Annotated in this window: 22 protein-coding genes; 8 read left to right on the plus strand and 14 right to left on the minus strand. The window is 71.2% G+C overall.

Features of this window, described 5'->3' with window-relative positions:
* Positions 1-12: 12 nt before the first annotated feature.
* Positions 13-216: a ferredoxin gene (locus ACFVXC_RS21525; RefSeq protein ID WP_389907381.1), complete on the plus strand. Its 204-nt coding sequence runs from the start codon at positions 13-15 to the stop codon at positions 214-216.
* 6 nt (positions 217-222) lie between these two features.
* Entirely contained in the window at positions 223-1473 is a 1251-nt protein-coding gene (locus ACFVXC_RS21530; RefSeq protein WP_389907383.1) for an NAD(P)/FAD-dependent oxidoreductase, read from the plus strand.
* 179 nt (positions 1474-1652) lie between these two features.
* Here the strand turns inward: ACFVXC_RS21530 and ACFVXC_RS21535 are convergent, their stop codons facing one another.
* Positions 1653-3617, minus strand: coding sequence for a glycogen debranching N-terminal domain-containing protein (locus ACFVXC_RS21535; protein WP_389907385.1), 1965 nt, complete (start codon positions 3615-3617; stop codon positions 1653-1655).
* Complete coding sequence (locus tag ACFVXC_RS21540) at positions 3610-5028, minus strand: hypothetical protein (RefSeq protein WP_389907483.1); 1419 nt, start codon at positions 5026-5028, stop codon at positions 3610-3612. Before ACFVXC_RS21540 ends, ACFVXC_RS21535 begins: the two co-directional genes overlap by 8 nt.
* Positions 5029-5189: 161 nt before the next feature.
* Between ACFVXC_RS21540 and ACFVXC_RS21545 the strand changes: the two genes are divergently transcribed.
* Positions 5190-6563 (plus strand): ROK family protein, encoded by a 1374-nt coding sequence (locus ACFVXC_RS21545; RefSeq protein WP_389907387.1) that lies wholly within the window; start codon positions 5190-5192, stop codon positions 6561-6563.
* A gap of 406 nt (positions 6564-6969) precedes the next feature.
* Entirely contained in the window at positions 6970-9738 is a 2769-nt protein-coding gene (gene ppdK, locus ACFVXC_RS21550) for a pyruvate, phosphate dikinase (RefSeq protein ID WP_389907389.1), read from the plus strand.
* Between the two features lie 190 nt (positions 9739-9928).
* Here ppdK and ACFVXC_RS21555 read toward each other — a convergent pair whose 3' ends face one another.
* The 9 genes from ACFVXC_RS21555 to ACFVXC_RS21595 form a co-directional block, all read right to left on the minus strand.
* Entirely contained in the window at positions 9929-10483 is a 555-nt protein-coding gene (locus ACFVXC_RS21555) for a hypothetical protein (RefSeq protein WP_389907391.1), read from the minus strand.
* A 111-nt stretch (positions 10484-10594) separates the two neighbouring features.
* Positions 10595-11440: an endonuclease/exonuclease/phosphatase family protein gene (locus ACFVXC_RS21560; protein ID WP_389907393.1), complete on the minus strand. Its 846-nt coding sequence runs from the start codon at positions 11438-11440 to the stop codon at positions 10595-10597.
* 270 nt (positions 11441-11710) lie between these two features.
* Positions 11711-13597, minus strand: a complete 1887-nt coding sequence (locus tag ACFVXC_RS21565; RefSeq protein WP_389907395.1) for an APC family permease — start codon at positions 13595-13597, stop codon at positions 11711-11713.
* A gap of 309 nt (positions 13598-13906) precedes the next feature.
* On the minus strand, positions 13907-14920 hold the full coding sequence (locus ACFVXC_RS21570; RefSeq protein WP_389907397.1) for an oxidoreductase: 1014 nt from the start codon (positions 14918-14920) through the stop codon (positions 13907-13909).
* Between the two features lie 75 nt (positions 14921-14995).
* Positions 14996-15790 (minus strand): SDR family NAD(P)-dependent oxidoreductase, encoded by a 795-nt coding sequence (locus ACFVXC_RS21575; protein ID WP_389907399.1) that lies wholly within the window; start codon positions 15788-15790, stop codon positions 14996-14998.
* A 79-nt stretch (positions 15791-15869) separates the two neighbouring features.
* Positions 15870-16454, minus strand: coding sequence for a TetR/AcrR family transcriptional regulator (locus ACFVXC_RS21580; protein ID WP_389907401.1), 585 nt, complete (start codon positions 16452-16454; stop codon positions 15870-15872).
* A 92-nt stretch (positions 16455-16546) separates the two neighbouring features.
* The gene (gene nirD, locus ACFVXC_RS21585; RefSeq protein WP_389907403.1) at positions 16547-16870 is read right to left on the minus strand and encodes a nitrite reductase small subunit NirD; all 324 of its coding nucleotides are present in this window, start codon (positions 16868-16870) and stop codon (positions 16547-16549) included.
* Positions 16867-19479 (minus strand): nitrite reductase large subunit NirB, encoded by a 2613-nt coding sequence (nirB, locus tag ACFVXC_RS21590; protein WP_389907405.1) that lies wholly within the window; start codon positions 19477-19479, stop codon positions 16867-16869. Before nirB ends, nirD begins: the two co-directional genes overlap by 4 nt.
* Position 19480: 1 nt before the next feature.
* Complete coding sequence (locus ACFVXC_RS21595) at positions 19481-20764, minus strand: NAD(P)/FAD-dependent oxidoreductase (RefSeq protein WP_389907407.1); 1284 nt, start codon at positions 20762-20764, stop codon at positions 19481-19483.
* A gap of 306 nt (positions 20765-21070) precedes the next feature.
* Between ACFVXC_RS21595 and ACFVXC_RS21600 the strand changes: the two genes are divergently transcribed.
* The 3 genes from ACFVXC_RS21600 to ACFVXC_RS21610 all read left to right on the plus strand — a co-directional run bounded on the left by ACFVXC_RS21600 (position 21071) and on the right by ACFVXC_RS21610 (position 23594).
* Entirely contained in the window at positions 21071-22507 is a 1437-nt protein-coding gene (locus tag ACFVXC_RS21600; protein ID WP_389907409.1) for a ferric reductase-like transmembrane domain-containing protein, read from the plus strand.
* 16 nt (positions 22508-22523) lie between these two features.
* Complete coding sequence (locus ACFVXC_RS21605; RefSeq protein ID WP_389907411.1) at positions 22524-22715, plus strand: hypothetical protein; 192 nt, start codon at positions 22524-22526, stop codon at positions 22713-22715.
* A gap of 96 nt (positions 22716-22811) precedes the next feature.
* The gene (locus ACFVXC_RS21610; protein ID WP_389907412.1) at positions 22812-23594 is read left to right on the plus strand and encodes a sulfite exporter TauE/SafE family protein; all 783 of its coding nucleotides are present in this window, start codon (positions 22812-22814) and stop codon (positions 23592-23594) included.
* A 24-nt stretch (positions 23595-23618) separates the two neighbouring features.
* On the opposite strand, the gene ACFVXC_RS21615 is transcribed toward ACFVXC_RS21610, so the two are convergent.
* The 3 genes from ACFVXC_RS21615 to ACFVXC_RS21625 all read right to left on the minus strand — a co-directional run bounded on the left by ACFVXC_RS21615 (position 23619) and on the right by ACFVXC_RS21625 (position 26030).
* Positions 23619-24248 (minus strand): class F sortase, encoded by a 630-nt coding sequence (locus ACFVXC_RS21615; protein WP_389907414.1) that lies wholly within the window; start codon positions 24246-24248, stop codon positions 23619-23621.
* Between the two features lie 126 nt (positions 24249-24374).
* Positions 24375-24926: a hypothetical protein gene (locus ACFVXC_RS21620; protein ID WP_389907416.1), complete on the minus strand. Its 552-nt coding sequence runs from the start codon at positions 24924-24926 to the stop codon at positions 24375-24377.
* Positions 24927-25244: 318 nt separating this feature from the next.
* Positions 25245-26030, minus strand: a complete 786-nt coding sequence (locus tag ACFVXC_RS21625) for an aminotransferase class IV family protein (protein WP_389907418.1) — start codon at positions 26028-26030, stop codon at positions 25245-25247.
* A gap of 198 nt (positions 26031-26228) precedes the next feature.
* Here ACFVXC_RS21625 and ACFVXC_RS21630 point away from each other — a divergent pair, with 198 nt between their 5' ends.
* The gene (locus tag ACFVXC_RS21630) at positions 26229-26861 is read left to right on the plus strand and encodes an NADPH-dependent FMN reductase (protein ID WP_389907420.1); all 633 of its coding nucleotides are present in this window, start codon (positions 26229-26231) and stop codon (positions 26859-26861) included.
* Positions 26862-26869 lie beyond the last annotated feature (8 nt).

The following is a 26869-nucleotide window of genomic DNA, read 5'->3' on the forward strand; positions in this document are numbered from 1 at the left end:
CCCCTCATCCCCATGGGAGTTCACATGCTCAAGGTGACCGTCGACCTCGACGTCTGCCAGAACCACGGGCAGTGCGTCTTCGCCGCGCCGGACGTCTTCACGCTCGACGAGGACGGCCGTCTCGCGTACGCGGAAACGCCCGACGAGGCCCTGCGCGCCGACGTGGAGGACGCCGCCGACGTCTGTCCGCTCCAGGCCATCCGGGTCGAGGGCTGACCCGCCGTGGCCTCGGCGGGATCGGCGCGACCGTCGGGAATCGCCGTCGTCGGCGCGTCGCTCGGCGGGCTGCGGGCGGCCGAGCAGTTGCGGGCCGCGGGATGGGAGGGGGCGATCACGGTGTACGGGGATGAGCCCCATCTCCCGTACAACCGCCCCCCGTTGTCCAAGGAGGTCCTCGCGGGCGAGGCCTCGGCCACGGTCACGGCGCTGCGTCGGCGCCCGAGCGTCGACGACGTGGAATGGCGGCTCGGTTCGGCGGTCCGGTCCGCCGACCTGTCCGCGCGCACGCTCACCCTGGCCGACGGTTCGGTCCATGGGTACGAGGGCCTGGTGGCCGCCACAGGGGTGCGGCCACGCAGGCTTCCCTTGACCGGGGGTCCGCCACGACATGTCGTACGGACGCTGGAGGACTCGGCGGCGCTGCGTTGCGAACTGGCCGATGGCGTGCGGGTGTTGGTGGTCGGATCGGGCTTCATCGGCTGCGAGGTGGCGGCCACGGCCCGCAAGGCGGGCTGCGAGGTGATGGTCGTCGCCCCGGAGGCCGAGCCGATGATGCTCGCGGTGGGCGAGGAGCTCGGACGTGCGCTGCGGCGGCGGCACGAGGCGCGGGGGGTGCGGTTCCGGATGGGGCGGCTCGTCGCTGATCTTGGCGGTGTGGGCGGCGACGGGTGCGTGGTCCTTGACGACGGGAGCCAGTACGCGGCCGACGTCGTCGTCGAGGCGGTCGGCTCGACGCCCAATGTGGAGTGGCTGAGGGCGGGCGAGGGGGACGGGGGCGTCGGTCTCGATCTGACGGACGGCATCCTCTGTGACGCGCATCTGCGGATCGGGGGGCTTGCGTACGCGGTGGCCGTGGGGGATGTGGCGCGCTTCCCGAACCCTCGTTACGGGACGCTCGCGAGGCGGGTCGAGCACTGGTCGATGCCGGCGGACTGCGCGCGGCACGCGGCGCGGGTGCTGGTGGCCGGGCTCGGGGGCGAGAAGCACGGCTTGGCGCCGTTCGCGCCGCTGCCGTCGTTCTGGAGCGACCAGTTCGACGTGCGGGTGCAGTCGTTCGGGCTGCCGGGGGCGGGGGAGGTGGCCCGGTTGTTGGAGGGGGATGCCGAGGCGGTGGAGGGGGACGTGGTCTACGGATATTTCGTGGGGGAGCGGTTGGTGGGGGTGGTCGCGCTGGGCGGGCCCAAGACCGTGGGCTCGGCCGGGCGCTATCGGGGGGAGTTGATGGAGTTGCCGGAGGTGGAGGGTGTGCCGTAGAGGCGGTCCCCGCGGGGTATTCCTCCATCCCGCCGCTTCCCGGAACCACGGGGCTGCGCACCCTGGACCCCGACAAGATGTCCTCGATCGCCGGACGGGCTGAGCCATTCAGCCCGTCCGGCGATCGAGGACGAACTCGGCGAAGCCGGTGATCAACGGCACGCAACGCGCGGGCCCCTCTATCCACCCACCGCACTCAGCAGCGCGAGCGGCGCCGCCGCCGACCGCGACTCCCGCACACACGCGTGCGGGTAGGGAACCGGCCCGGGATAGCACTCCCGCCCGTACCCGGCGATCACCTCCGGCAGCCGGTCGCCGCCCCGCGACGCCGCCGCCACCAGGCCCCGTGCCACGGCCCGCGCCTCGTCATGGAGGCCGTAGCGCGCGAGCCCCAGGGCGATGAGGGCGTTGTCGTGCGGCCACACCGAACCCCGGTGGTAGGAGAGCGGGTGGTACGCCGGCTGACCGGCGGCCAGGGTGCGGACTCCCCAGCCCGAGAAGAAGTCAGGTTCCAGGAGACGGCGGCCGACCGCCTCGGCGTACTCCTTGTCCAGGAGACCCGACCACAGCAGATGCCCGGCGTCCGATGCGAGCGCGTCGACCTGCTGTCCTGCGCCGTCCAGGGCGAGCGCGGGGAAGCCCTTCGCCGGCATCCAGAAGTCCCGCTGGAAGCGGTCCCGCAGGTCGGCCGCCGCCTGCGTGAGCAGGTCCGCGTACACCGCGTCGTCCCAGACCGTGCGCGCGAGCCAGGCCGTACGGCCGAGGGCGTCGTACGCGTAGCCCTGTGCGCCCGCCGCCATCACCGGGCCCGTGGCGCGGCTGCCGTCGGCGGAACAGATCGCGCCGGGGGAGTCCTTCCAGTTCTGGTTGGCGAGGCCGCCCTCGTCCGCGCGGTAGACGAGATAGCCGCGCGAGGTGAGCCCGCCGTGGTCGAGGATCCAGCCGACGGCGGCCCGCGCGTGCGGCTCCAGGCGGCGGGCCAGCGCCGTGTCGCCGGTCCGTTCCGTGTACGCGCCGAGCAGGACGAGGAAGAGCGGGGTCGCGTCGACCGAGCCGTAGTAGCGCCCGTAGGGCACCTGCCCGAAGTGCGCCAGCTCCCCGTGCCGCACCTCGTGCACGATCTTGCCGGGCTGGGCGACCGCGCCTTCGGTGTCCTCCGTGGCCTGGGCGGCGGCGAGCGCGGGGAGTGTCGCCGCGGCCAGGCGCGGCAGGTAGGGGAGGGCGAAGAGCGAGGCCAGGAGGGCGTCGCGGCCCAGGAGCGTCACGAACCAGGGGACTCCCGCCGCCGGGACGCTCAGCGCCTCGCCGTCCGGTCCTGACGCGGGCACCTGGAGTACGGCGAGGTCCGCGAGGCCCCGCTCGCACGCCGCCGCCAGCTCCGGCCAGCCGCCGGGGATCTCGATGCCCTCCGCGAAATCGGCTTCCAGGGAGGCGAGCTGAGCGGAAGCCTCCGCCGGTCCCGCCGGGACCTGGGGCGTCGGCGCGTCATACGGATGCGCCGCGACACGCAGTGCCACCTCCGCCGTGCCGTGCGCGTCGAGGCCGAGGGTCCAGACGAGCCGTCGCGCACCGGTCCCCGTCTCCTCGACCGCGTCCGGCGCCGGGTCCGCCGTCACGGTCGTACGGGAACACCACTCACGGCGCCGGTAGGCGAACTCGATGCCCTGGATCGCCTCGCCCTCGCCACCGCCGATGACCTTGCGCGACCGGACGGCGCCCGTCTTCGCGTACGTACGGTGGTCGGACCGCAGCTCGAACTGGTCGGTGAAGTCGGCGTCCACGGTCAGCGCCAGACGTACGGTCGTCGGCACCGGGCGGTTGCACGTGACGCGCAGCGACTCCACGAACGCGCCGTCCGTGACCGCCTGTTCGCGGAAGAGCGTGCAGGACGCGGGCTCCTGCCTGCCGCCGCGCGGGACGAGGACGCAGCGCGCGACACCCGCGTCCGCGTCGGTGTCCGACACCGGCGCGAGGATCTCCGGGACGACCCCGTCGACCGTCAGCTGCCAGCGGCTCAGGTGCCGTGCGTCGCGCACGAACAGACCGCCCGGGGCCGTGCCGTCCCGCACCCCGCTGATGTCGCCGCCCGGGCCGAGCGCGGCGAACGTAGCGCCCCGCACGAGTGGTTGACGTTGATCAGTCATCCCTTAACCCCTCACTCGTCACCGCCGCGCCGAGCCCGTCGACGGGCCTCCCGTGCGGCTCCTCGTCACGCCCGGCGGGATCGTCGAGCAGCAGATCCAGGGTGAGCGCGGCGCTCCAGCCGAAGCCGCGCGCACCGCAGCCACGCCCCGTGTACGGGTCCACGTACTCCGCGAACCCGGACTCCCCGGCCACATCGAGCAGCGCACGCCGCAGGCCGTCCGCCCGCGCGCGCTCGCCGTGCAGCCGAAGACCCCGCTCAAGCAGCCAGTTGGTGTTGAACCACGCGGGCCCGCGCCAGTACCGCCGCGGGTCGAACGCGCTCGCGGTGAGGTCGTAGCTCGGCACGAGCCGCGCGGGACCGCCGAGGCCGAAGCGCGGTCCGCACGCGGTCCGTACGAGGGCGGTGGCGACGCGGCGCGGCAGCGCGGGCAGGATCAGCGGCACGAGGCCGCCGACCCCGCGCTCCGGCACCAGCTCACCGTTCCCGTCGACTCCCGCGGACCGCAGGTCGCGGCAGAGGAAGAGGCCGTCCGCCGGTTCCCACAGCCGCTCCACGAGGGTTCCGGTGAGCGCTTCCGCCCGGGATTCCCGCGCGCCGGACGCATCGTGCAGGCCCAACTCGGCCTCGATACGGGCAAGTGCGTACTCGGCGGCGATCAGGAGCGCGTTGAACGAGGGGTCCTCGACGGCGAACTCGCCCGCGCCGCCGGTGAGTCCGCCCGCCCCGTCGGCGTAATGGCGCTCGCGGTAGTCCGCCGCGAGCCGTACGTACCTGCCGTAGTCGAGATCGGTCGGCCGGTCCTCCGCGGCGCCGTGGTCCAGGTCGGCGCGGCGGTACGCGGCCGGGTCCGCCGGGGTCACACGGCTCAACGCGGCATCCCAGCAAGGACTGTTGTCCATGCCCTGCTCCCAGGGGTGGACGACGGAGGCGAGCCCCGCGCCGCCCACGTTCCTGCGGTGCAGCAGATAGTGGTGCCAGGCGGCGAGTCGCGGGTGGGCGCGGGCCAGGAAGGAGCGGGCGCGGGAGAGACCGGGGTCGGCGCGGTGGACGAGCCAGGCGGCGAGCGCGTGGACCGGTGGCTGCACGATGCCGGAGGTCTGCACGTCGCCGGGCGCTCCGGCCCGGCGCCCGGCCGTCGTGGAGCGCCAGAAGTCGGGACTGGGAAAGTAGGCGTCCAGGGGGACGGACGGGTTGAACACGATGTGCGGTACGCGGCCGTCGCCCCACTGGGCGCAGAGCAGCGTCTCCAGCTCCAACTGCGCCCGCAAGGGGGAGAGATGACGCAGGCCGATCGCGATGAACGCGGAGTCCCAGGACCACTGGTGTGGGTAGAGCCGGCGCGAGGGAACCGTCGACGTGCCCGTCCAGTTGGCCCACAGGACCTCGGCGGCACGCTCGCGCAGCGACATCGGGACACGGCGGGTGGCGGTGGTCAGCTGGGCTGTGCCGCCCACGTTCGTGCGGTCCACACAGATCTCCCCGAGGGGTTCGACGCTCTGTCAGTTCGGTCTCGACCACCATAGAGTTACGTCTACTTAACACGCAAAACTCAATATGTAACGTGGAGTTGATGAGCGCAAGGGGAGAGTGGATGCCGGACAGCGAAGTACAGGCGGAGACGCGGATAGCGGTGCGGGCGGAGTCGCAGGCGACGGTGCCCGCGCGAGCGCGGGCGACGGGGGGACGCGTGGGCGGGCAGCACGCCGGTGCCGGGGACCTGCTCCACCTGGTCCGCAGCGGACAGGCCACCACACGCGGCGCCCTGCAGCAGGCCACCGGACTCTCCCGGGCCACGGTCGGCCAGCGCCTCGACCGCCTCTTCCGTGCGGGCTGGCTGCGGGAGGGCGCCGGAGGTGCCCCCGACAAGACGGGCTCACCGCTCGGCGGACGTCCGTCCATCCGTCTGGAGTTCGACGATTCCCACGCGGTCGTCCTCGCCGCCGACCTGGAGACCCGGCACGCCCGCACCGCCCTGCTCGGCCTCACCGGCGAGATCATCGCCGAGCAGGCGGGACCCCTCTCGATCGAGGACGGCCCCCAGGCGGTCCTCGCCGAACTGGGTGTCCGCTTCGCCGAGCTGCTGCGCAAGGCCGACCGAGCCCCCGCGTCGGTCTGCGGCATCGGGCTCGCCGTGCCGGGCCCCGTGGACAGCGAGACGGGCCGCGTCGTCCAGCCGCCGATCATGCCGGGCTGGGACGGCTACGACATAAGAGGCCGCCTGCGCCGCGCCTTCGCCGAACAGACGGGCGGGCCCGCCGGTATCCCGGTCCTGGTCGACAACGACGCGAACCTCATGGCGTACGGCGAACAGCGCGCCTCGTACCCGGAGTGCTCGGCCTTCGCCCTGGTCAAGGTCTCCACCGGCATCGGCGCGGGCGTCGTCGTCGACGGCGCGGTCTACCGGGGGATCGACGGCGGCGCGGGGGACATCGGCCACATCAGGGTGCTTGAGGGGGCCGGGAGTGCCGAGGGCGCACAGGGAGCGCCAGGCACACGGCACGCGACCGCCCTGTGCAAGTGCGGTTCCTACGGCTGCCTGGCCGCCGTGGCCAGTGGCCGTGCGGTGGCCCGCCGACTGCGGGAGGCGGGCGTTCCGGCGGCCTCGGGGGCGGATGTGCGGGCGCTCCTGGAGGCGGGCAACCCCGAGGCGGTGGGCTTCGCGCGGGAGGCGGGGCGGCACGTGGGTGAGGTTCTGGCCACCGTTGTCACGCTCCTGAACCCCGGCGTCCTGATGATCGCCGGAGATCTGGCCGGAACACCGTTCCTCACCGGGGTGCGTGAACTGCTCTACCAGCGGGCCCTGCCCCGCTCGACCGCTCATCTGGAGGTCGTCACCTCGCGCCTCGGTGAGCGCGCGGCCCTCGTGGGTGCGGGAACGCTGGTGGTGGAGCACTTGTACGCCCCGAAGAGGGTGGACGAGCGACTGGCCGCGCTCGGCGTATGACGGCCGTGTGTCCGTCTCGATCCGGAGTCCGGATGCTGACATCGGGCCGCTTCAAACGGCGTGATTCTCGCCACCCCTGATAGGGGTTGCGCTCAGATGAGCGATTCAATGGCGATTGCACTTCTCCAAGGGGTGGCACTCAGTGCCACTGCTCGATCATTCACGAGGTGAACTCACATCTGAGTATCTCTTGCTCATCTGAGCAAATCGCCGCACCTGAGAGGTCATCGCATTCAAGAGTTGAACGAACAAACCCCGACCGGGCTACCGCCGAGTCACTTTCGATCTACTGGCGGACGGGTGGTTACAGCCGTATGACGCGCAAGTGGACGTACCCAGGTGCCTTCGATCTGGGTATGTTCCTCGCCGTCAGGGCAGCCACCGAGTCCTCGAGGAGTCGAGACCCGTGTCGGAAAACAAAGATCCCCACGTAGCGCAGAGCGATGCGAGCGATGCAGGCGATGCGGCCGTGAAGTTCGTTTATGACTTCACCGAGGGCAACAGGAACCTGAAGGACCTTCTCGGCGGGAAGGGCGCGAACCTCGCCGAGATGACCAACCTCGGGCTGCCCGTCCCTCCGGGCTTCACGATCACCACAGAGGCCTGCAAGACCTACCTCGCCAGTGGCGAGGAGCCGGTCGAACTGCGCGACGAGGTGAGTGCGCACCTCGACGCCCTCGAGAAGAAGATGAGCAAGAAGCTCGGTCAGGCCAATGACCCGCTGCTCGTCTCGGTCCGCTCGGGCGCCAAGTTCTCGATGCCCGGGATGATGGACACCGTCCTGAACATCGGGCTCTCCGACAAGTCGGTGACGGGCCTCGCCAAGCAGTCCGGCGACGACCGTTTCGCGTGGGACTCCTACCGCCGCCTCATCCAGATGTTCGGCAAGACCGTCATGGACGTCGACGGCGAGCTCTTCGAGGACGCCCTTGAGGCGGCCAAGGCGGCCAAGAAGGTCACGGTCGACACCGACCTGGAGGCCGGTGACCTGAAGAAGCTGGTCACGAAGTTCAAGAAGATCGTCAAGAGCGAGGCCGGGCGCGAATTCCCGCAGGACCCGCGCGAGCAGATGGACCTCGCGATCCGCTCGGTCTTCGAGTCGTGGAACACCGACCGCGCCAAGCTCTACCGCCGCCAGGAGCGCATCCCCGGCGACCTGGGCACCGCGGTCAACATCTGCTCGATGGTCTTCGGCAACCTCGGCCCTGACTCCGGCACGGGCGTCGCGTTCACCCGCGACCCCGCCAGCGGCCACCAGGGCGTGTACGGCGACTACCTGCAGAACGCGCAGGGCGAGGACGTGGTGGCGGGCATCCGCAACACCGTCCCGCTCGCCGAGCTTGAACGGATCGACAAGAAGTCGTACGACCAGCTCATGCAGATCATGGAGACCCTCGAAACGCACTACAAGGACCTGTGCGACATCGAGTTCACGATCGAGCGCGGCCAGCTGTGGATGCTGCAGACGCGGGTCGGCAAGCGCACCGCCGGTGCCGCCTTCCGCATCGCGACGCAGCTCGTCGACCAGGGCCTGATCGACGAGGCCGAGGCGCTGCAGCGCGTCAACGGCGCTCAGCTCGCGCAGCTCATGTTTCCCCGCTTCGACGCGGAGGGAACCGAGGGCGGAAAGGTGACGCAGCTCGGCCGGGGCATCGCCGCGTCACCCGGTGCCGCGGTCGGCAAGGCGGTCTTCGACTCGTACACGGCCATCAAGTGGTCGCGTTCGGGCGAGAAGGTCATCCTCATCCGCCGTGAGACCAACCCCGACGACCTCGACGGCATGATCGCCGCCGAGGGCATCCTCACCTCGCGCGGCGGCAAGACCTCGCACGCCGCCGTCGTCGCCCGCGGCATGGGCAAGACGTGCGTCTGCGGCGCCGAGGAGATCGAGGTCGACACCAAGCGGCGGCGCCTGACCTCCGCGAACGGCGCGATCGTCGAGGAGGGCGACGTCGTCTCCATCGACGGCTCGACGGGCAAGGTGTACCTGGGCGAGGTGCCCGTGGTCCCCTCGCCGGTCGTCGAGTACTTCGAGGGCCGGATGCACGCGGGTGCCGACGACGCCGACGAGCTGGTCGGCGCCGTGCACCGGATCATGGCGTACGCGGACCGAGTACGCCGCCTGCGTGTCCGCGCCAACGCCGACAACGCCGAGGACGCGCTGCGCGCCCGCCGCTTCGGCGCCCAGGGCATCGGCCTGTGCCGCACCGAGCACATGTTCCTCGGTGAGCGCCGCGAGATGGTCGAGCGGCTGATCCTCGCCGACGCGGACGTCGAGCGCGAGGAGGCCCTCAAGGAGCTCCTGCCCCTGCAGAAGCGGGACTTCGTCGAGCTGTTCGAGGCGATGGACGGCCTCCCGGTGACGGTCCGTCTCCTCGACCCGCCCCTGCACGAGTTCCTCCCGGACATCACCGAGCTCTCCGTCCGGGTGGCCCTCGCCGAGTCCCGCAAGGACTCCAACGAGAACGACCTGCGTCTGCTCCAGGCGGTGCACCGTCTGCACGAGCAGAACCCGATGCTGGGTCTGCGCGGTGTACGCCTCGGCCTGGTCATCCCCGGCCTCTTCACCATGCAGGTGCGGGCCATCGCCGAGGCCGCGGCCCAGCGCAAGAACGCCAAGGGCGACCCGCGCGCGGAGATCATGATCCCGCTCGTCGGCACCGTCCAGGAGCTGGAGATCGTCCGCGAGGAGGCCGAGCAGGTCATCGCCGAGGTCGAGGCGACGACGGGCGTGGCGCTGAAGCTGGCGCTCGGCACCATGATCGAGCTGCCGCGTGCCGCGCTCACGGCGGACCAGATCGCGGAGGCCGCCGAGTTCTTCTCCTTCGGCACGAACGACCTCACGCAGACGGTCTGGGGCTTCTCGCGCGACGACGTGGAGGCGAGCTTCTTCACGGCGTACCTGGAGAAGGGCATCTTCGGGGTCTCCCCCTTCGAGACCATCGACAAGGACGGCGTGGGCAAGCTGGTGAAGGACGCGGTGAAGGCCGGCCGAGCCACCCGCCCGGACCTGAAGCTCGGAGTCTGCGGCGAGCACGGCGGCGACCCGGAGTCCGTGCACTTCTTCCACGAGGTGGGCCTGGACTACGTCTCCTGCTCCCCGTTCCGCATCCCGGTGGCCCGCCTTGAGGCGGGGCGCGCGGCGTCGGAGTCGGCGGGCAGCGACCACCGGTAGGTCTCCGGGCCTCCGGTATGACTCCGGAGCCGTCGCCGTGTCCCCGACCCTCACCGATGCGACGGCGGCTCCGGTTCACCACGAAGGGGCGGTTCCCTGTGCGGGGGAGCTGCCCCTTCGGCATTCTCCGCGGAGACCGGCAACCCGTTCATGGGCCCGGTGGAATCCGTCCCCGAACGCCGCTGCCGACTCATTCCGTTCTCGGCTGGCGGCTTCCGGCTCGGTTCTTCGCGATGTTGCGTGTCTTCTTGGTGTTGGCCGACTCGGCGATCAGGGCGAGTACCGCCGGCGACGTCGATGTCTCGGCGAGGAAGCGCTGCATCCAGTCCGTGGCCTTCGCCAGTTCGGCCGGTGTCGGCACGTGGCCGTCCTTGACGGACAGGTACAGCAGCCAGTCGTGGATGCGGCGGTGGATGAACTCGCGGAATGCCTCCACCTTGAACTGGTCGATGTGCGGAAGTAGTTCGTGCGACCACTGCCGGAACTCGGCAGGGCCGGTGGCCTTCATCGCGATCTCGTCCACGAGGGCGACCACCGCCGTTTTGGCCGCCGACTCGTCGGGGTCGCGCAGGATCGTGGCCACGATCGCGCGGTCCCGGTCGCGACTGCGTGAGGAGGCAGCCACCGAGACGACGCGTAGGTACGCGGACAGCCGCGTGTGATCGTCCGCGACGGCTTCGTCGACGTCCACATCGACGATGCCGGCCTCCGCCAGCAACTCGGCCACATCGGAACGCCATGTCATCTCTTCATCCCTCCGTAGTGCCAGATGTCGGGTTCGCGGGACAGGCGGGTCTTTTGGCGCAGGGAGAATCGGAGGCGACCCGGCGAGGTCGAGTCGCCCCCGCCATGTGCGCTACGTCAGTCGTAGATCGGCGTGCACCGGGCTGTGGTCCGAGTACTCGGAAGGACGCACGCCGTGTTCGAGCGAGACGAAGCCTCGCAGGAAGATGTAGTCGAACTTGCTCTGCCAGTCGGTCGTCGGCTCGCACGTACCGGTGGCCGCCGGGCCGCACCCGGGGTCCGCGTCCGCCGCAAGGCCCCACATCCCGGTGAGTTCGGAGGCCTCCGGTGTCGCGTTGAAGTCGCCGAGGACGATCGTGCGGTCGTGCTCGGCGACCTCCTTCGCGAGTACGCGGGTCTGCTTCGCCCGGACGTCTTCCTGCTGCCGTTGGGCCAGGTGCGTGTTGAAGACCCGGACCGGTCGGCCGTCCACGAGCGTGGTGACCGCCATGTATCCGCGGTCCTCGGAACCGCCCTCGGGGTACTCCACGTTCACGTGGTTCGTCATCGGTGCCGCCGAGAGGACCGCCTGCCCAAAGCCTCCCGGGCTCCACGGCACGCCCCCGCAGCGGCCCCAATTGTGCAGAACCGAGCCGTACTCGACGTGGTAGACGAGCCCGTACAGGTACTCCAGGTGATCCCGGATCTTCTCGACGTCACGCACGCACGCCTCTTGCAGGCCGATGACCTGAGGTGCGTACGCGGCGATGTCCGCCGCGCGGCCCGCGTTGAACCCGCTCGCGTCGCAGGGATTGCAGATGTTCCACGTCATGACCCGGTTCGGCACGACCTCTTCGGGGGCGTCGGCAGGCAGTGGTTCGGCGATGGGGACGCCGTCCGGTGCGCTGGGGCCGACGAGCGCCATGCAGGCCACGATCATGACGCCCGCGAGCCATCGCACGCCTGTTCCGGTCACCATCGCCTCCTCGAAGTGGAGACACCCGGCGGCATCGGATGAGGTCTCCCCGCACGAGGTTATGGGACGGGCTGTCTGCGTCACGTGAGATCGCTGGTCACCGCGGTGACATGTGCGCCGCCTCGGGCCGCGAGCCGCGCTCGTCCGGCACCTGCGCGCAGCCTTCGCGGCGATCCCCGCGGACGCGGCGCCGGCGGCGCAGGACAGCTGAGCGGGCAGGGCGACCTTCGGCGTATGAGCGGGCAGGGCGACCTTCGACGTACGAGGCCGGGGTCAGTACGCGTCGGACCGGCCCCGCCGCGCCGCGACGCGGAACCGCAGGCGGCAGATGACCGCGTCCGTGTCCCGGCGGACGGCACGTGCGAGGACCGAACCGCGCTGGTTCTGGAGCAGGCGCTGCCAGACGTGGGCCGGTTCCACCTCGGGGATCAGGACCGTGACGCGGGTGGTGGGGTGGTACGTGTAGATCCTCCTTACGTACGCCGACACCGGACGCCCGACCGTACGCGTCAGGGAGGGCAGCTCCACCAGATCGACGCCCGGGTTCCACAGCTCCCAGTCGCGGCGCAGCGCCTGCGACGCACGCCGGTCCTCGGCGTCGGTATGGGTGACCGTGACCGCGCGCACCTCGTCGCCGAGCGACACCGCGGCGTTCAGGGCCTCGCCGGTGAGGCGGGACAGGTTCGACACGGGGACGATGATCAAGGAGTGGTCGCGGTGCGGGGGCTCCGGGACACGGCCCAGGCCCAGGTCCTCGCCGATCCGGCGGTAGGCGCGGTGCACGGCCTCGAAACAGAGCACGATCGCGGGCAGCGCAAGGACGATCAGCCAGGCGCCCTCCGTGAACTTGGTGGCCGTGACGACCACCGCACAGATGCCGGTCAGGACCGCGCCCAAGCCGTTGAGCAGGGCCTTCGCGGGCTTGCCCGCCGCGCGCCAGTGGAGCACCATCCCGGTCTGGCAGAGCGTGAAGCCGACGAAGACGCCGATCGCGAAGAGCGGCACGAGCGTGTTGGTGTCGCCGCCGGAGAAGACGAGCAGCCCCGCCGATACGGCGGCCAGGGCGAGGACGCCGTGCCGGTGCACCTGACGGTCGGCCTTCAGGGCGAAGACGTGCGGGAGGTAGTTGTCCCGGGCGAGCAGGCTCATCAGGACCGGCAGGCCGCCGAAGGACGTGTTGGCGGAGAGGGCGAGCAGGATCATCGTCGCGAACTGCACCACGTAGAAAGCCCAGTTGTGGCCGAGTGACGCGTCCGCGAGCTGCGCGAGGACCGTGACGCCCTCGACCGGCTGAAGGCCGAAGCGGGAGATCAGCACGGACAGGCCGATCAGCATCACCCCGAGCAGTGCGCCGAGCGTGACCTCCGCGTGCTGGGCGCGTTTGACGCGTGGGGTGCGGAAGGACGGCACGGCGTTGGCGATGGCCTCCACGCCGGTGAGGGCGGAGCAGCCCGACGCGAACGCCTTCAGGAGGAGCAGGGCGCCGACGGTCGTGGCGTTGTCGGCGAGGGCCGAGGCCTGCCCGTCGGCGGCGGCCGTGCTGAGGGGCCCTTCGCGGAACAGGCCGACCGCGATCATCGTCAGGATCGCTCCGACGAACACGGCGGTCGGGGCGATGAAGACACGCGCCGAGTCGACGATGCCGCGCAGGTTGACGGCCGTGACGACGACCAGGACGGCCAGGCATATCCCTACCCGGTCGCCGTACAGCTCAGGGAAGGCGGAGGTGAGCGCCGCGACGCCCGCGGTGACGGCGACGGCGACGTTCAGGACGTAGTCGAGGACCAGCGAGGCCGCGGCGACCAGGCCCGCCCGGCGGCCCAGGTGGGTCTTCGCGGCGGCGTAACTGCCGCCGCCGTCGGGGAAGGCGGCGATCACCTGCCGGTAGGAGGCGACGAGCACGGCGAGCAGCGCGGCGATCGCCAGGGTCACGGGGAGCGTGAAGCCGAGCCCGTGGCCGCCCGCCGCCGCGAGAACCAGGACGATGGCCTCGGGCCCGTAGGCGACCGACGCCATCGCGTCCAGGGAGAGGGCGGCGAGGCCCTGGAGGGCGGTGAGGCGGTGGCGGTCCTCGGGGGGTGCCGCACCTTCGATGTCCGGGGGGTCATCGACGTCCGCGGGGTTGTCCGGGGTTTCGGAGACGGCGGAGACGGTGGTCATGGGCGGGCCCCTCCAGGCGGGTGCGTTCGCTTGAGCGATGCCCAGCGTGGGTGGGGTCCGGGCTGGTCGCGCGCCCTTTTGTCGGCTCCTTGGCGTGTGCGGGGTGGATCTTCACGCCTCTTTGACGGGGGTGGGGTCGGCGGGGGCCGGTGATGTCCCGCAACACTCCCGAGACGTCGTCGGCGAAGTCGTGCAGGTTTTTCGCGAGCGTACGAACCCGCTGCGGATCGCCTGGAGTCGGATCCTTGTCCAGATCGAGTATGTGCCAGTCGGCAGGACGGTACGACATCGAAATATTCCCCCGTTAAATCATGCACTTATATCCCGAGACGCACCAGAACTGATCCGGCGGTTCCGTTCAACGGTGGAGGGGGTGGAATTGCTTCGCCCTTTCAACGCGGCGTACCGCACGCCCGTCAGCCCCTCCGAAGCCGCCCAAAGCCGTTCCCCCGCCGCATCGTTGAGGGTCCACTTCGCCCGCCAGGACTTCCCCGGCGCCCCCTGCCACCCCAGAACACGCGGTCCGGTGAAGGAGTCCGGGCGGACACCCTGCGCCGTGGCCGCGTACAGCGACGGCAGCGCGCCCGCCGTCGCGGGCTGCGCCAGGACGAGGTTGCCCAGCCGCATCACGCGTTCGGTGACCTTGCGGCCCTCCATCTTGGGCGCGGCCGCCTGGAGGTTCGTCTCCGCGTAGCCGGGATGCGCGGCGGCGGCCACGACGTCGGAGCCGGTGGCCGCGAGGCGGCGGGCCAGTTCATGGGTGAAGAGGAGGTTCGCCGACTTCGAGCGTCCGTAGGCGGTCCAACGGCGGTAACCGTGCTCGCTGTTGAGGTCGTTCATGTCGATGTTCGACAGGATGTGGAACGCGCTGGACACCGTGACGATCCTGGCCCCCGGCGTGCGCAGGAGGCGCGGCAGCAGCAGCCCGGTGAGAGCGAAGTGCCCCAGGTGGTTGACGCCGAACTGCGTCTCGAAACCGTCCGCCGTACGCCGGTAGGGCAGCGCCATCACGCCCGCGTTGTTGACGAGGAGATCGAGGCCGCCGCCCTCGTCGTCACGGTCGTACGACTGCGCGAACTTCCGCACCGACTCCAGATCCCCGAGGTCGAGCCTCCTGAACTCCGCGTCCGCCGACGGTACTTCGGAGCGCAGCCGCTCCAGCGCCCGCGCCCCCCGCTCCTCGCTGCGGCAGGCGAGCACCACGCGCGCGCCATGACGGGCGAGCTCGCGCGCGGTGACGTAGCCGATGCCGCTGTTGGCGCCGGTGACCACGGCTGTGCGTCCGCTCTGGTCGGGGATGTCGCTCGCGTTCCAGCCCGTCATGACACAGCTCCCTCGGCTTCGGCGCCCGTCTGCTGATTCTCGTTACTACCCGAGAGTAGGGCCCTGGAGCGGGTGTCAGGCCGCGGCGCCCCCGTCGATCACCAGATCCGCGCCGACCACCGATGCCGACTCGTCCGACGCGAGGTAGAGCACGGCGGCGGCGACCTCGGCGGTCGACGAGACGCGGCCGAGCGGAGACGAGGTCTTCATGCGTTCCGTGCGCTGGGCCAGGCTCTCGCCCTGGCGCAGCGACATGCTGGTGTCGGATGAGCCGGGGCTCACGGCGTTGATCCGCACTCCGTCCCCCATGTGCTCGGCGGCGGCGCCCTTGGTCAGCGCGGAGACGGCCGCCTTGGTGGCGCCGTAGCCGGTGGTGCCCGGAAGGCTGAGGTGGGCACCCAGGTTGGAGGAGATGTTGACGATCGCCCCGCCGCCCGGCTGTGTACGCATCTGCTTCACCTCGGCCTGAAGGGCGAGGAGTACCCCGGTGACGTTGATGTCGAGCATCGTCCGCCAGTCCTCCTCGGGCAGCTCCGCGAGCGGCTGCCCGGCGCGCAGGACGCCCGCGTTGTTCACGGCCACGTCCAGGGAGCCGAACCGCTCGACGGCGGCCTCGACCAGCGCCGCGAGCTCGGCGGAGCGCGAGACGTCGGCCGTGACGGCGACCGCCGTGCCGCCCGCATCCTCGATGAGCCCCACGGTCTCCTTGAGCGTGCCTTCCGTGCGCCCGGCGATCACGACGTTCGCCCCCTCGGCGGCGAAGGCGAGCGCTATGGCGCGGCCGAGGCCGGAGCCGCCGCCGGTGACGAGGGCCGTGCGGCCGGCGAAGCGCGTGCGCGGTACCGAGGACGCTGAAGCTGCTGAAGACATGACAGGACTCTTTTCTTGAACGATCGGTTCAGTATGAGGGCATGAAAAAGGATCAAGGGTGTGAGTGATGAATCGGGGTTCAGTCGAGCAGGCCCAGTGCCTGCTCCGTCGCGTCCCGCAGTCGCGCGCCGTCCTTCGACGCCTTGCCGACCACGCGCAGCCCCTGCATCAAGGTCAGCAGCATGCGTGCGAGAGCGAGCGGATCACGGTCTTCCGGGAGCTCGCCCTGCGCCTGGGCGCGGACGAGCGCGGAGTGCAGCAGCGTCTCCATGTACTCCCAGCTGCGCTCGACGGAACGGGCGGCCGACTCGTCGTGCGGGCCGAGTTCGGCGGCCGTGTTGGTGATGAAACAGCCGTTCAGGCGCCCCTCGGCGGAGGAGGACTCGCCCCCGAAGCGGCGCACCACCGCACGGACGGCGGGCAGCGCGGGGCCCGGCTGTGAGAGCTCGGCGAGCAGGAGCGGGTTCTGGAACTCGGCGTACCGCTCCAAAGCCTTCAGATACAGCTCGTGCTTGTTGCCGAACGTTGCGTAGATGCTGGCGCGGCCGATACCGAGCTCCTCCACGAGGTCCGCCATCGACGTCGCCTCGTAGCCGCGCCGCCAGAACAGCTCTAGGGCCGACTGGAGCGCGGCGTCCGGATCGAATTCCTTGGTCCTGGCCACGAAGGAACAGTAAGTGATATTGGAACGGTCGGTCAAGTAGGGCCGCTCGGGTGGGTCGCTCGGGTGGGTCGTTCAGGCGATCGGGTGGGCCGTCAGGCGAGGCGGACGGCGTGCGTCTCCACCGCCACCGAATCGTCGTCCAGGCACCGCCCCGTCTCCAGGTCGAACCGCTGCTTCAGGAGCGGTGACGCGACGAACGGCCGTCCGGCGGCCGCGCCGAGCAGGCCGCGCGAGAGCACCGCCGCGCCCGTGAACGGGTCGCGGTTGTCGATCGCGTACGCGCGGCCCGTGCGGTCGATGAAGAGGGCGGCCTGACGGCCGTCGGGGAGCAGTGCGGCGATGCCGCGCCCCGGCTGGAGGAGCGCGCGGTCGCAGACCTCGAACCAGCCGTCCGTCAGGTGGAGTTGAACGCTCATCGGGATATGGCACCTTCCAGGTCGCGGGGGCGGGAGCCGATGGTGAGGAGGGGCAGGTCCGGCTTGATCTGGTCCCGTTCCGGGACGAAGCTCACGGTCGGGTCCGGGACGTCCGGCGCGTTGACGAAGGACACGAACCGCGCGAGACGCTCGGGGTCGTTGATGGTCTGGGACCACTCGTCGCGGTAGTGCGCGACATGGTCGGCCATCAGGGCCTCCAGCTCGGCGCACAGGCCGAGCGAGTCATGGACGACCACGTCTCGTACGTGGTCGAGGCCGCCCTCGATCCGCTCGAGCCAGGTCGATGTGCGCTCAAGGCGGTCCGCCGTGCGGATGTAGAACATCAGGAACCGGTCGATGAGGCGCACCAGTTCGGCGTCGGACAGGTCCTGCGCGAGCAGGTCGGCGTGGCGCGGGGTCGCGCCGCCGTTGCCGCCCACGTACAGGTTCCAGCCGCTCGACGTGGCGATCACGCCGAAGTCCTTGGACTGGGCCTCGGCGCACTCGCGGGCGCAACCGGAGACCGCCGACTTCAGTTTGTGCGGCGAGCGCAGGCCCCGGTAGCGCAGCTCCAGGTCGATCGCCATCCGGACCGAGTCCTGCACGCCGTAGCGGCACCAGGTCTGCCCCACGCACGACTTCACCGTCCGCAGCGACTTCCCGTACGCGTGTCCCGACTCGAAGCCGGCATCCACCAACCGGGTCCAGATCAGCGGCAGTTGATCGACCCGCGCGCCGAACATGTCGATGCGCTGACCGCCGGTGATTTTCGTGTAGAGCCCGAAGTCCCGTGCCACCTCGCCGATCACGATCAGCTTGTCCGGAGTGATCTCGCCTCCCGGGATGCGCGGCACCACCGAATAGGAGCCGTTCTTCTGGAGGTTGGCGAGGAAGTGGTCGTTGGTGTCCTGGAGGGATGCCTGCTCGCCGTCGAGTACGTAGCCGTCGGCGCCGATCGTCGGGGCGAGCGAGGCGATGATCGAGCCGACCGCCGGCTTGCAGGTCTCGCAGCCCTCGGTGCCGCGCGCGGACTCGCGGCCGTGGGTGTCGAGGAGTCGCCGGTAGGAGGTGATGCCCAGGGTGCGGACGATCTCGTACAGCTCCTGGCGGGTCTTGCCGAAGCAGCCGCACAGGCCCTTGTCGACCTCGACGCCCGACGCCTCCAGTTCGTCGTTGACCAGTTGGCCGAGCACCTTCACACAACTTCCGCAGCCCGTACCGGCCTTGGTGCACTTCTTGACCTCGGGCACGGTCGTGCAGCTGTGCCCGGTGACGGCGCCGCGGATCGCGCCCTTGGTGACGTTGTGGCAGGAGCAGATGACCGCGGAGTCCGGCAGGGCGGACGGGCCGAGCGCCACCGGCCCGCCCGCGCCCGCGGGAAGGACCAGCTGCTCGGGCGAGACCGGCGGCACGCTCCCGGTCAGCGGACGCAGCACGCCGTACGCCTCCGCGTCGCCGACCAGAACGCCGCCGAGCAGCTCGCCGCCCGCGCCGATGACCAGCTTCTTGTACGTTCCCGAGCGCGAGTCGGAGTAGACGACGTCGAGGCAGTCCGGAGTCGCGCCGTGCGCGTCGCCGAAGGAGGCGACGTCCACGCCGAGGAGCTTCAGCTTGGTCGACAGGTCGGCGCCGGTGAAGCTCGACTCCTCGGCGGCGATGGAGGCGGCGACGGTCTCGGCCATCTCGTATCCGGGCGCGACGAGCCCGTAGACCCGGCCGTCCGACGCCTGGGCGCACTCGCCGATCGCGTACACGTCCGGGTCGCTGGTGCGGCACTGCTCGTCGATGGAGATGCCGCCGCGCTCGCCCACGAGAAGGCCGCTCTCGCGGGCGAGTTGATCGCGGGGCCGGACACCGGCGGAGAACACCACGAGATCGGTGGCGAGTTCCCGCCCGTCCGACAGCTTCATTCCACTGACGGCACCCTCCGAGCTGAGAATTTCCTGGGTACCGACGCCCGTGTGCACGCTCAGGCCCATGCCGGTGATGGTGCGCAGGAGCGCCGCGCCGCCGCCCTCGTCGACCTGCACCGGCATCAGACGCGGCGCGAACTCCACGACGTGCGTGGCGAGTCCGAGCCCGCGCAGTGCGCCCGCCGCCTCCAGGCCGAGCAGTCCGCCGCCGACGACGGCGCCGGTCGTGGCGTACGTCTTCGCGTACTCCTCGATGGCGAGCAGGTCCTCGATGGTGCGGTAGACGAAACAGCCGGTGGTGTCCTTGCCGGGCACCGGAGGCACGAACGGGAAGGATCCGGTCGCGAGGACCAGGGTGTCGTAGGCGAAGGTCTGCCCGGAGCGTGCCGTGACGGTCCTAGCGTCGCGGTCGACGCTCTCCGCCGGATCCCCGACACGCAGCTCGATACCGTGCCGCTCGATGAACTCCGGGTCCGTGAGGGAGAGTTCGTCCGGCGTGCGGCCCGCGAAGTACGAGGTGAGCTGTACGCGGTCGTAGGCGGGCCGCGGCTCCTCGCACAGGACGATCACGCGGTGCGTCGCGGTGAGGCCGCGTGCGGCGAGGGCTTCGAGGAAGCGCTGGCCGACCATGCCGTGCCCGACCAGCACGATGGTGTTGTCGTGCGCGCTGCTGTGGCGGGGGGTGTCCGTGGGCATGTCAGAGGCCTCCGTCGTAAGTGAGCAGGTGGAGCAGGGGGCTGCCGTCGTCGGGCAGCGGGTCGTCGGCCTCCCAGGCGCGGGCGAGCGCGCCGACGGCGGTGAGCTCGCCGAGCAGCACGCCGCCGACGAGCCGGTCACCGCGCACGACGACCTTGCGGTACGTGCCACGCGTCGCGTCCGCGAGCTGGACCACGTCATCGTCGGGCCGGTGCTCGGGGTCGCCGAAGGCCGCCAGGTCCAGAGGGGCGGAGCCGGGGCGCCCGGTGTGCAGGGTGAGGCGGGTGAGGGCGCGGGTGCCGGTATAGGAGCGTGCGGCCCGCGGGGAGATCAGGGAGTCCGCGAGGGCGTCGGCCTGTTCGAGCGCGGGGGCCGCGAGGCAGCGGGCCTCGCCGGAGTGCTCGGCGCAGTCGCCTATGGCGCGGATGCGCGGGTCGGAGGTACGCAGCTCGTCGTCTACGACGATGCCGCGGCGTACGTCGAGTCCGGCGGCCCGCGCGAGTCCCGTGCGGGGGCGGACGCCGCAGGCCAGGACGGTGAGGTCGGTGCCGAGTACGTACCCGTCGGAGAGTTCCACCGACCGCACCGCTCCTTGGGCCTGCCGTACGCCGCGTACCCGGCACTCGGTGTGCACTTCCACCCCGAGGCCGGTGAGATGCCGGTGGACGAGCTCGCTCGCGGCCGGGTCGAGCTGGCGCTCCATGAGGCGGTCGCCCTGCTGGGTGAGGACGACCTGGGCGCCGCGGGCCGCGAGCGCGCGGGCGGCGGAGACGCCGAGGAGGCCGCCGCCGATGACCACTACGCGGGTGCTCGGGCCTGTGCCTTGCCGCACGGCCCCGGACAGGGCGAGGCAGTCGTCCATCGTCCTGAAGGCGTGCACGCCGCGGGGCAGTTCGGTGGCGCCGGGTTCGAAGAGGCCGCGCAGGGGCGGGAGCACGGGGTTCGAGCCCGTCGCCAGGACGAGAGTGCCGTACGGGACGACGCTGCCGTCCGCGCAGTGCACGATCCGGTCCGCGCGGTCCACGCGGACGGCGCGGGTGCGGAGGAACTCGCCGGGGGTGCGGGGCAGCTCGATGACCTCCGGTCCGTAGCGGCCCGCGAGGACTTCGGCCAGGAGCACGCGGTTGTACGGTGCGTGCGGCTCGTCGCCGATGAGGACGGCCTCGGCGGAGGTGCTTTCCCCCAGCCGCTGCGCGAGGCGGACGCCGGCGAGTCCGGCGCCGATCACCACCACGCGGGAGGGCGGGCTCGGGGGGCTCGGCGAGCCCGGGGGAGATGAGGTCATGTACGGCAGCGTGCGGGGGCGGTGTTACCCGACCGCATCCTGACTGTTTCCCAGGGGGAACGCTGCCCTCAGCGGGCGCCGGGACGGGATGTGAGGGCCACCTCGCGTCCCCTCCCGGCGAACGGGCCTCTCCCCCTCACGCGCCCGATCGCCCCGCATCCGGCCTCGGGCGAAACGGTCGTCCCATTCCCCCCCTCGGCACTGGGACTTAACCCCCGTTGAGCCAACCCTCAAGCCCGCCTTAAGGATCAGCGGTAACCCCCTGACCAGCCACTTCTGCCCCCGCCTCGCGCCTAGTCTGCGGCGGTGACCACCGAGGTAGCCGATTCCCGACTTGCCGCGTACCCCGCGCTGTCCGCGTACCTGCGGCAGACGGAGGGGCCGCAGGTACAGATTCCCCCGATGCCGAAGACGCCCCCGCGTCCCCCCGTCCCCCCGATCCGCGTCACCCCCACCGCCCTGCGCAACGGAATCCTCGCCACAGGCCTCGTGGTCACCGCGCTCTGGGCCGTACAGGCCGAGCCCTCGGCCCGGCTCGACGTGCTCTTCGCGACCGGCGCCCACCTCAGCGGGCTGCTCGCCGGGTACGGCATTCTCGTCATGCTGTTCCTGATGGCCCGGGTGCCCGCGGTCGAGCACGGCGTCGGAGCCGACCGGCTCGCGCGGCTGCACGCCCTCGGCGGTCGCTACGTACTGACCCTGTGTCTGGGGCACGCTCTGCTCGCCCTGTGCGGATACGCGGCCCACGCCGACACCGACCTGCTCAGCGCCGCTCTCGACCTGCTCGGTTATCCAGGGCTCGTCCTCGCCGCGGTCGGGACCGCCCTGCTCATGGCTGTCGGCGTCACCTCGGCGCGCGCGATGCGGCGCCGTGTCCCGCACGAGACGTGGCGGGCCGTGCATCTGCTGACCTATCTCGGCGCGGCGCTCGCCTTCGTGCACCAGCTCGCCGGGCCGGACGTGGCGGGCAGCATCCTGACGGCGTGGCTGTGGTCGATGCTGCACGCCACGGTGGCGGTCCTGCTGGTCTGGTACCGCGTCGTCGTACCCGTGCGGCAGGCGTTGAAGCACAGCCTGCGCGTCATCGACGTACGCGACGAAGGGCCCGGCGTCGTGTCGGTCGTGATGCAGGGCATCGGGCTCGACGGACTGCGGGCCGAACCCGGACAGTTCTTCCGCTGGCGCTTCCTGCGGCGCAGACTCTGGCGCACCGCGCTGCCGTTCTCGCTCTCCGCGCCCGTGCGCGACGACACCCTCCGGATCACGGTGAAGGCCCTCGGGGATCACACGCGGAGGATGCGGCGCCTGAAGCCGGGGACACGGGTGCTCGCCACGGGGCCCTTCGGGGCGCTGACCGCGCATCGGCGTACGAGGAGGAAAGTGCTGCTGCTCGCGGGAGGCGTGGGGATCACCCCGATGCGGGCGCTGTTCGAGACCTTGCCCGGCGGTCCTGGCGACATCACCCTCCTCTACCGGGCGGGCAGCGCCGAGCAGCTCGTACTGCGGGAGGAGCTGGAGGCGATCGCCCGGAGCAGGGGAGCGGGGCTGCACTATCTGCTGGGCCGTTCCGACGCCTCCTTCGACCCTCTCGCCCCCCAAGCCCTGCGCAACCTGATCCCGGACCTCGCCGAGCACGACGTCTATCTCTGCGGGCCGCCCGGAATGACCGCCTCCGCCACCGCCGCCCTCGTACGGGCCGGAGTGCCCGAAGAACGCGTCCACGCCGAGTGCTTCACCTTCTGAGAGGGGCCGAGCCGACATGGGACGGCATCGCAAACCCGTAGGCCCGGCCCAGGGCCCGACCCTGCGGGGCCGCCGCAAGCTGGTGACGGGCCTCGCCGGAGCGAGCGCGCTGGTCGCCACGGTCCTCGCGCTCACGGTCGACCCGGCGGCGCCACCGGCCCCCGATCGCGCGCCGGCGGGGGTTCCCGCACCTCAGGCAGCGCCCTAGGGCCGGAGAACGGAAGCTCTGGGGCAACCTCTGAAGACCCTCAACTCTCCCTTAATTCGTGGACGGCGTGATCAGCCCGTCCATAGGGTCTAGACCATGCCCGACATATCTCTGACCGCCGTCGTCGTCCTGTGCGTGGCCGCACTCGCGGCCGGCTGGATCGACGCCGTGGTCGGCGGAGGCGGTCTCCTGCTGCTGCCCGCGCTGCTGCTCGGCCTGCCGGGGTCGACCTCGGCGGCGCACGCCCTCGGGACGAACAAGGCCGTCGCCATCGTGGGGACGGCCGGCGCCGCGGTGACGTACGTCAGGAAGACGCCCGTCGACGTGTCCACCGCCGTACGGATCGGGCTCGCCGCGCTCGCCGGGTCCATGGGCGGCGCCTTCTTCGCCGCCGGTATGAGCACCGAGGTGCTCAAGCCCGTGATCATGGTGGTGCTGCTCGGCGTCGGGGCCTTCGTCATCTTCAGGCCCGCCTTCGGCACCGCGCCCCCCGCCCGGCCCGCCTCGCCCAAGCGCATCCTCGCCGCCATCGGCCTCGCGGGCCTCGGCATCGGGTTCTACGACGGCCTCATCGGGCCCGGCACCGGCACCTTCCTGGTGCTCGCGCTGACCGCCGTACTCCACCTCGACCTGGTGTCCGCCTCCGCCACCGCCAAGATCGTCAACTGCTGCACCAACGGAGGCGCCCTGGCGATGTTCGCCTGGCAGGGCGCGGTCCTGTGGCAACTGGCCGCCCTGATGGCCGTCTTCAACCTCGCGGGCGGCATGTTCGGCGCACGCACCGCGCTGAAGAAGGGCAGCGGCTTCGTACGGATCGTGCTGCTGACCACGGTGTTCGGGCTCGTGGCCAAGATGGCGTACGAGCAGTGGCTCGCCTAGAGAGGGCGCAGTCCCCGGAGAACGTCAGCGCACGCTCGTCAGGTGCGCGAACACCACCACATTGCCCTGGTAGCCCGTCTTCCTCGAATAGCTGCCGCCACACGTGATGACCCGCAGCTCCGGGCGGTCCGCCCGCCCGTACACCTTGTCGTCCGGGAACTTCTTCGCGTCGTAGACCTCGTTCGCGTCGACCGTGAACACCGCGACGCTGCCGTCCCTGCGCTCGATCTCGACGGTGTGGCCCCGGGTCAGGCCGCCCAGGTCGTAGAAGACGGACGGCCCGTCGGCGTTGTCGACGTGCCCCGCCACGATGGCCGTGCCCGTCTCGCCCGGCGTCGTCCCCGACTCGTACCAGCCCGCGAGGTTCGTCTTCTTCGGAGGCGGTACGTCGAGGCTGCCCTGCCGCGTGAGTTCGAGCCCCATGAGGGGCGCGTCGACCCGGATCGCCGGGATCCGGATCCGGTCGGGCGGGGACGGCGGGAGCGCCGCGGCGGCCGGTGCGCGGTCGGGGCGGGGATGGGCCGATGCGGCCTGCGCGGCGGACGGCTGGGGCGGCGGATGGGACTCGGTGCCGTTGCGCAGCAGCCACGCACCGGAGCAGAGCGCCAGGACGGTGACCGCGCCTATGGCGGAGTTGACGAACTTTCTGCGCATCACTCGACTCGTCCCCCTCAGGGTTCGGGGAGGCCGGTCCCCGCATCCCTCTCCGGGTCCGCGAGGGACGGGCGGATCCGGAGAGGGAGGGGGCTGGCGGTACCGGTGGACAGCGGAGGGTGTCCGTCAGATCCTGTCGCCTCTCGCCCGGCGATGCAGGAGCCAGGTACCGCCCGCGGCGGCGACGGCAAGCGCCGCCACACCCGCCGCGGTCTGCACGGGGTCGGGGCCGAGAGCGCCGCCGACCCCCGTCTTCACATATCCCTTCGGAGCCACCTGACGCTGCTCGCTGGCGGCAGCGGTCGAGGTGATCGTCACGACCAGATCGCCCACCACCTGCTTGCCGTCCGCGCCGGAACCGGAGCACTGGGCGGCGATCTCGTAGGTGCCCGGCTGAGCCGACGGCGGCACCTTGAACCGCCCGACCGCGGTCTCCTTGTGCGCGGTGGGCGCGAGCGTGAATGTACCCGCGCCCACCGCGCTGGCATCGCCCGAAGCGCTGCCGTCGTTGCCGCAGGCGGTGGTGTTCACGGTGACCGTTGAGCCGGGCATGACCGTGGCGGGATGGACCTCAAGGCCTCCCCCGGCGGCGAACGCGGTCGCGGCAGCGGGGGGTGCCAGCAGCCCCGCCGATGCGACGGCGAGCGCGGCGGTGGTCAGCAGGCGGGCTTTGCGCATCGTGCTTGCTCCTCCGAGGGACCTTCAGAGGGCACGGCCCGCGGCACCTCCAAGTGCCGCTGCGTCGGTCGAACCCCGCTCTACCGAGGTAAGTGGCACTCGGCGGCCCACGCCTCCTGAAGGCCGGTCAGAAACCCTGTGGAGGAGCGGCTTCTGACACTTCGACGGGAACATTCCAGCAGGTCACCCGGCGTGTCGCGGAGAAGAGTCCGAAGGGGGTGCGCGGCGCCTGTGAATGGGTGACCCAGGGGGCCGCCGCGACCCCGTCGCGACCTCGTCGCGACCTCGTCGGAGCACCTTCAAAGACCTGATTCCGCCTCAGAGGGCGTCCCAGGGAACGTCGGCGTAGAGCCCCGCCAGAGTCCCCATCAGCTTCTCGTCGACCTCGAACTCCGTGCCGTCGATCCGCCGCACGGGTGCGATGCCCCGCGCGTTCGTGACGAAGGCGGCCTGGTACGAGGAGAGGTCCGCGAGCGTGACCGGGGCCCGGCGCGTGGGAAGACCGGCGGCGGCGAGCCTCGGTTCGAGCAGCCGCATGGTGATGCCGACCAGGCAGGGCGCGTCGGGCCAGACGATCTCCGAGCCGTCGTAGAAGGCGATGTTCGTGACGGCGCCCTCGCTGATCGTCCCGTCGGGCGCGGTGAGCAGCGCGTCGTCGAAGCCCGCGCGCCGGGCGAGGTCCCCGTGGCGGGCCTGTCCGAAGCCGCCCAGGTGCTTGATGTGCGGAAAGGGCCGCTGGTAGGGGACGGCCCGCAGCGCCTGCGCGCTCTCGGACATCTCGCCCGGCGCCCGTACGGTGACCGTCACGGACGGCTCGCCCTCCGGTGCGTGGACGTGGACGCGTACGGAGGCGTCGGCGATGTCGTCGCGCAGCACGCTGCGGATGAGCTCGCGGACGTATTCGCCGTCGAGCCGCCGGTCGAAGAGCTCGCGGGTGGCCGCGTCGAGCCGGGCCAGGTGCAGCCCGAGCCCGCGCGTCGCGCCGCCCCTGACCTGCATCGCGGTGAAGTGCCCTGTGCCGCCGAGAGCGGGCCACAGCAGTCGGTCGGCGGTGGCGGCCCGGCCGTCGATCTCAAGGCGCTGCAGAGGTGCGGGAGTTGTCATGGGCCACACGGTACGACGTGGGGGAGAGGCCCTGATGAGCCTGATCCAGCGGACGACCACGGACGACCACGGACGACCACGGACGACCACGGACGACCACGGCCGACCACGGCCGACCACGGCCGACCACGGCCGTCCGCCGAACTCGCCACGGGAATCGCTTGACCTCAACCAAGGTTGAGCAATGAGGCTCTTCTCATGACTCAGAACACGACTGCTGCTGATTCCACGTCCACCACCACCCCCGAAAGCCCCACGCCCCTTCGCGTCGCCGTCATCATCGGCAGCAACCGCGAGGGCCGCTTCGGGCCGATCGTCGCCGACTGGCTGCTGGCCCGGATCCGCGAGCACGCGGACTTCGAGGTGGACGTCGTCGACCTGGCCGAATCTCAGCTGCCGACCTCCCTCTCCTTCAACCCGTCGCCCGAAGTGGTCGCCGAACTCGGCAAGGTCACCCCGAAGCTGGCCGCCGCCGACGCCTTCGTCGTCCTCACCCCCGAGTACAACCACTCCTACCCCGCGTCCCTCAAGGCCCTGATCGACTGGCACAGCGCCGAATGGCAGGCCAAGCCCCTCGGCTTCGTCTCCTACGGAGGGCTCTCCGGCGGCCTGCGCGCGGTCGAGCATCTGCGTCCGGTCTTCGCCGAGCTGCACACCATGACGATTCGCGACACCGTCTCCTTCCACAACGCGGGCGCGCTCTTCGCCGACGACGGCACCCACAAGGACCCGGCGAGCGCGAACGCCGCCGCCAAGTCGATGCTCGACCAGCTCCACTGGTGGGCGTGGGCGCTGCGCGGCGCCAAGGAGGTCCGCCCGTACGGCAGTTGATCACCACC

This window comes from Streptomyces sp. NPDC058257 (assembly GCF_042881845.1).
Taxonomy (GTDB): domain Bacteria; phylum Actinomycetota; class Actinomycetes; order Streptomycetales; family Streptomycetaceae; genus Streptomyces.

Bases quoted from the DNA above. Each gene is read 5' to 3' on its own strand.
- ACFVXC_RS21525 (WP_389907381.1), top strand. From the start codon at position 13: ATGGGAGTTCACATGCTCAAGGTGACCGTCGACCTCGACGTCTGCCAG.
- ACFVXC_RS21535 (WP_389907385.1), bottom strand. From the start codon at position 3,617: ATGACTGATCAACGTCAACCACTCGTGCGGGGCGCTACGTTCGCCGCG.
- ACFVXC_RS21540 (WP_389907483.1), bottom strand. From the start codon at position 5,028: ATGTCGCTGCGCGAGCGTGCCGCCGAGGTCCTGTGGGCCAACTGGACG.
- ACFVXC_RS21545 (WP_389907387.1), top strand. From the start codon at position 5,190: ATGAGCGCAAGGGGAGAGTGGATGCCGGACAGCGAAGTACAGGCGGAG.
- ACFVXC_RS21555 (WP_389907391.1), bottom strand. From the start codon at position 10,483: ATGACATGGCGTTCCGATGTGGCCGAGTTGCTGGCGGAGGCCGGCATC.
- ACFVXC_RS21560 (WP_389907393.1), bottom strand. From the start codon at position 11,440: ATGGTGACCGGAACAGGCGTGCGATGGCTCGCGGGCGTCATGATCGTG.
- ACFVXC_RS21565 (WP_389907395.1), bottom strand. From the start codon at position 13,597: ATGACCACCGTCTCCGCCGTCTCCGAAACCCCGGACAACCCCGCGGAC.
- ACFVXC_RS21570 (WP_389907397.1), bottom strand. From the start codon at position 14,920: ATGACGGGCTGGAACGCGAGCGACATCCCCGACCAGAGCGGACGCACA.
- ACFVXC_RS21575 (WP_389907399.1), bottom strand. From the start codon at position 15,790: ATGTCTTCAGCAGCTTCAGCGTCCTCGGTACCGCGCACGCGCTTCGCC.
- nirD (WP_389907403.1), bottom strand. From the start codon at position 16,870: ATGAGCGTTCAACTCCACCTGACGGACGGCTGGTTCGAGGTCTGCGAC.
- nirB (WP_389907405.1), bottom strand. From the start codon at position 19,479: ATGCCCACGGACACCCCCCGCCACAGCAGCGCGCACGACAACACCATC.
- ACFVXC_RS21595 (WP_389907407.1), bottom strand. From the start codon at position 20,764: ATGACCTCATCTCCCCCGGGCTCGCCGAGCCCCCCGAGCCCGCCCTCC.
- ACFVXC_RS21605 (WP_389907411.1), top strand. From the start codon at position 22,524: ATGGGACGGCATCGCAAACCCGTAGGCCCGGCCCAGGGCCCGACCCTG.
- ACFVXC_RS21610 (WP_389907412.1), top strand. From the start codon at position 22,812: ATGCCCGACATATCTCTGACCGCCGTCGTCGTCCTGTGCGTGGCCGCA.
- ACFVXC_RS21615 (WP_389907414.1), bottom strand. From the start codon at position 24,248: ATGCGCAGAAAGTTCGTCAACTCCGCCATAGGCGCGGTCACCGTCCTG.
- ACFVXC_RS21620 (WP_389907416.1), bottom strand. From the start codon at position 24,926: ATGCGCAAAGCCCGCCTGCTGACCACCGCCGCGCTCGCCGTCGCATCG.
- ACFVXC_RS21625 (WP_389907418.1), bottom strand. From the start codon at position 26,030: ATGACAACTCCCGCACCTCTGCAGCGCCTTGAGATCGACGGCCGGGCC.
- ACFVXC_RS21630 (WP_389907420.1), top strand. From the start codon at position 26,229: ATGACTCAGAACACGACTGCTGCTGATTCCACGTCCACCACCACCCCC.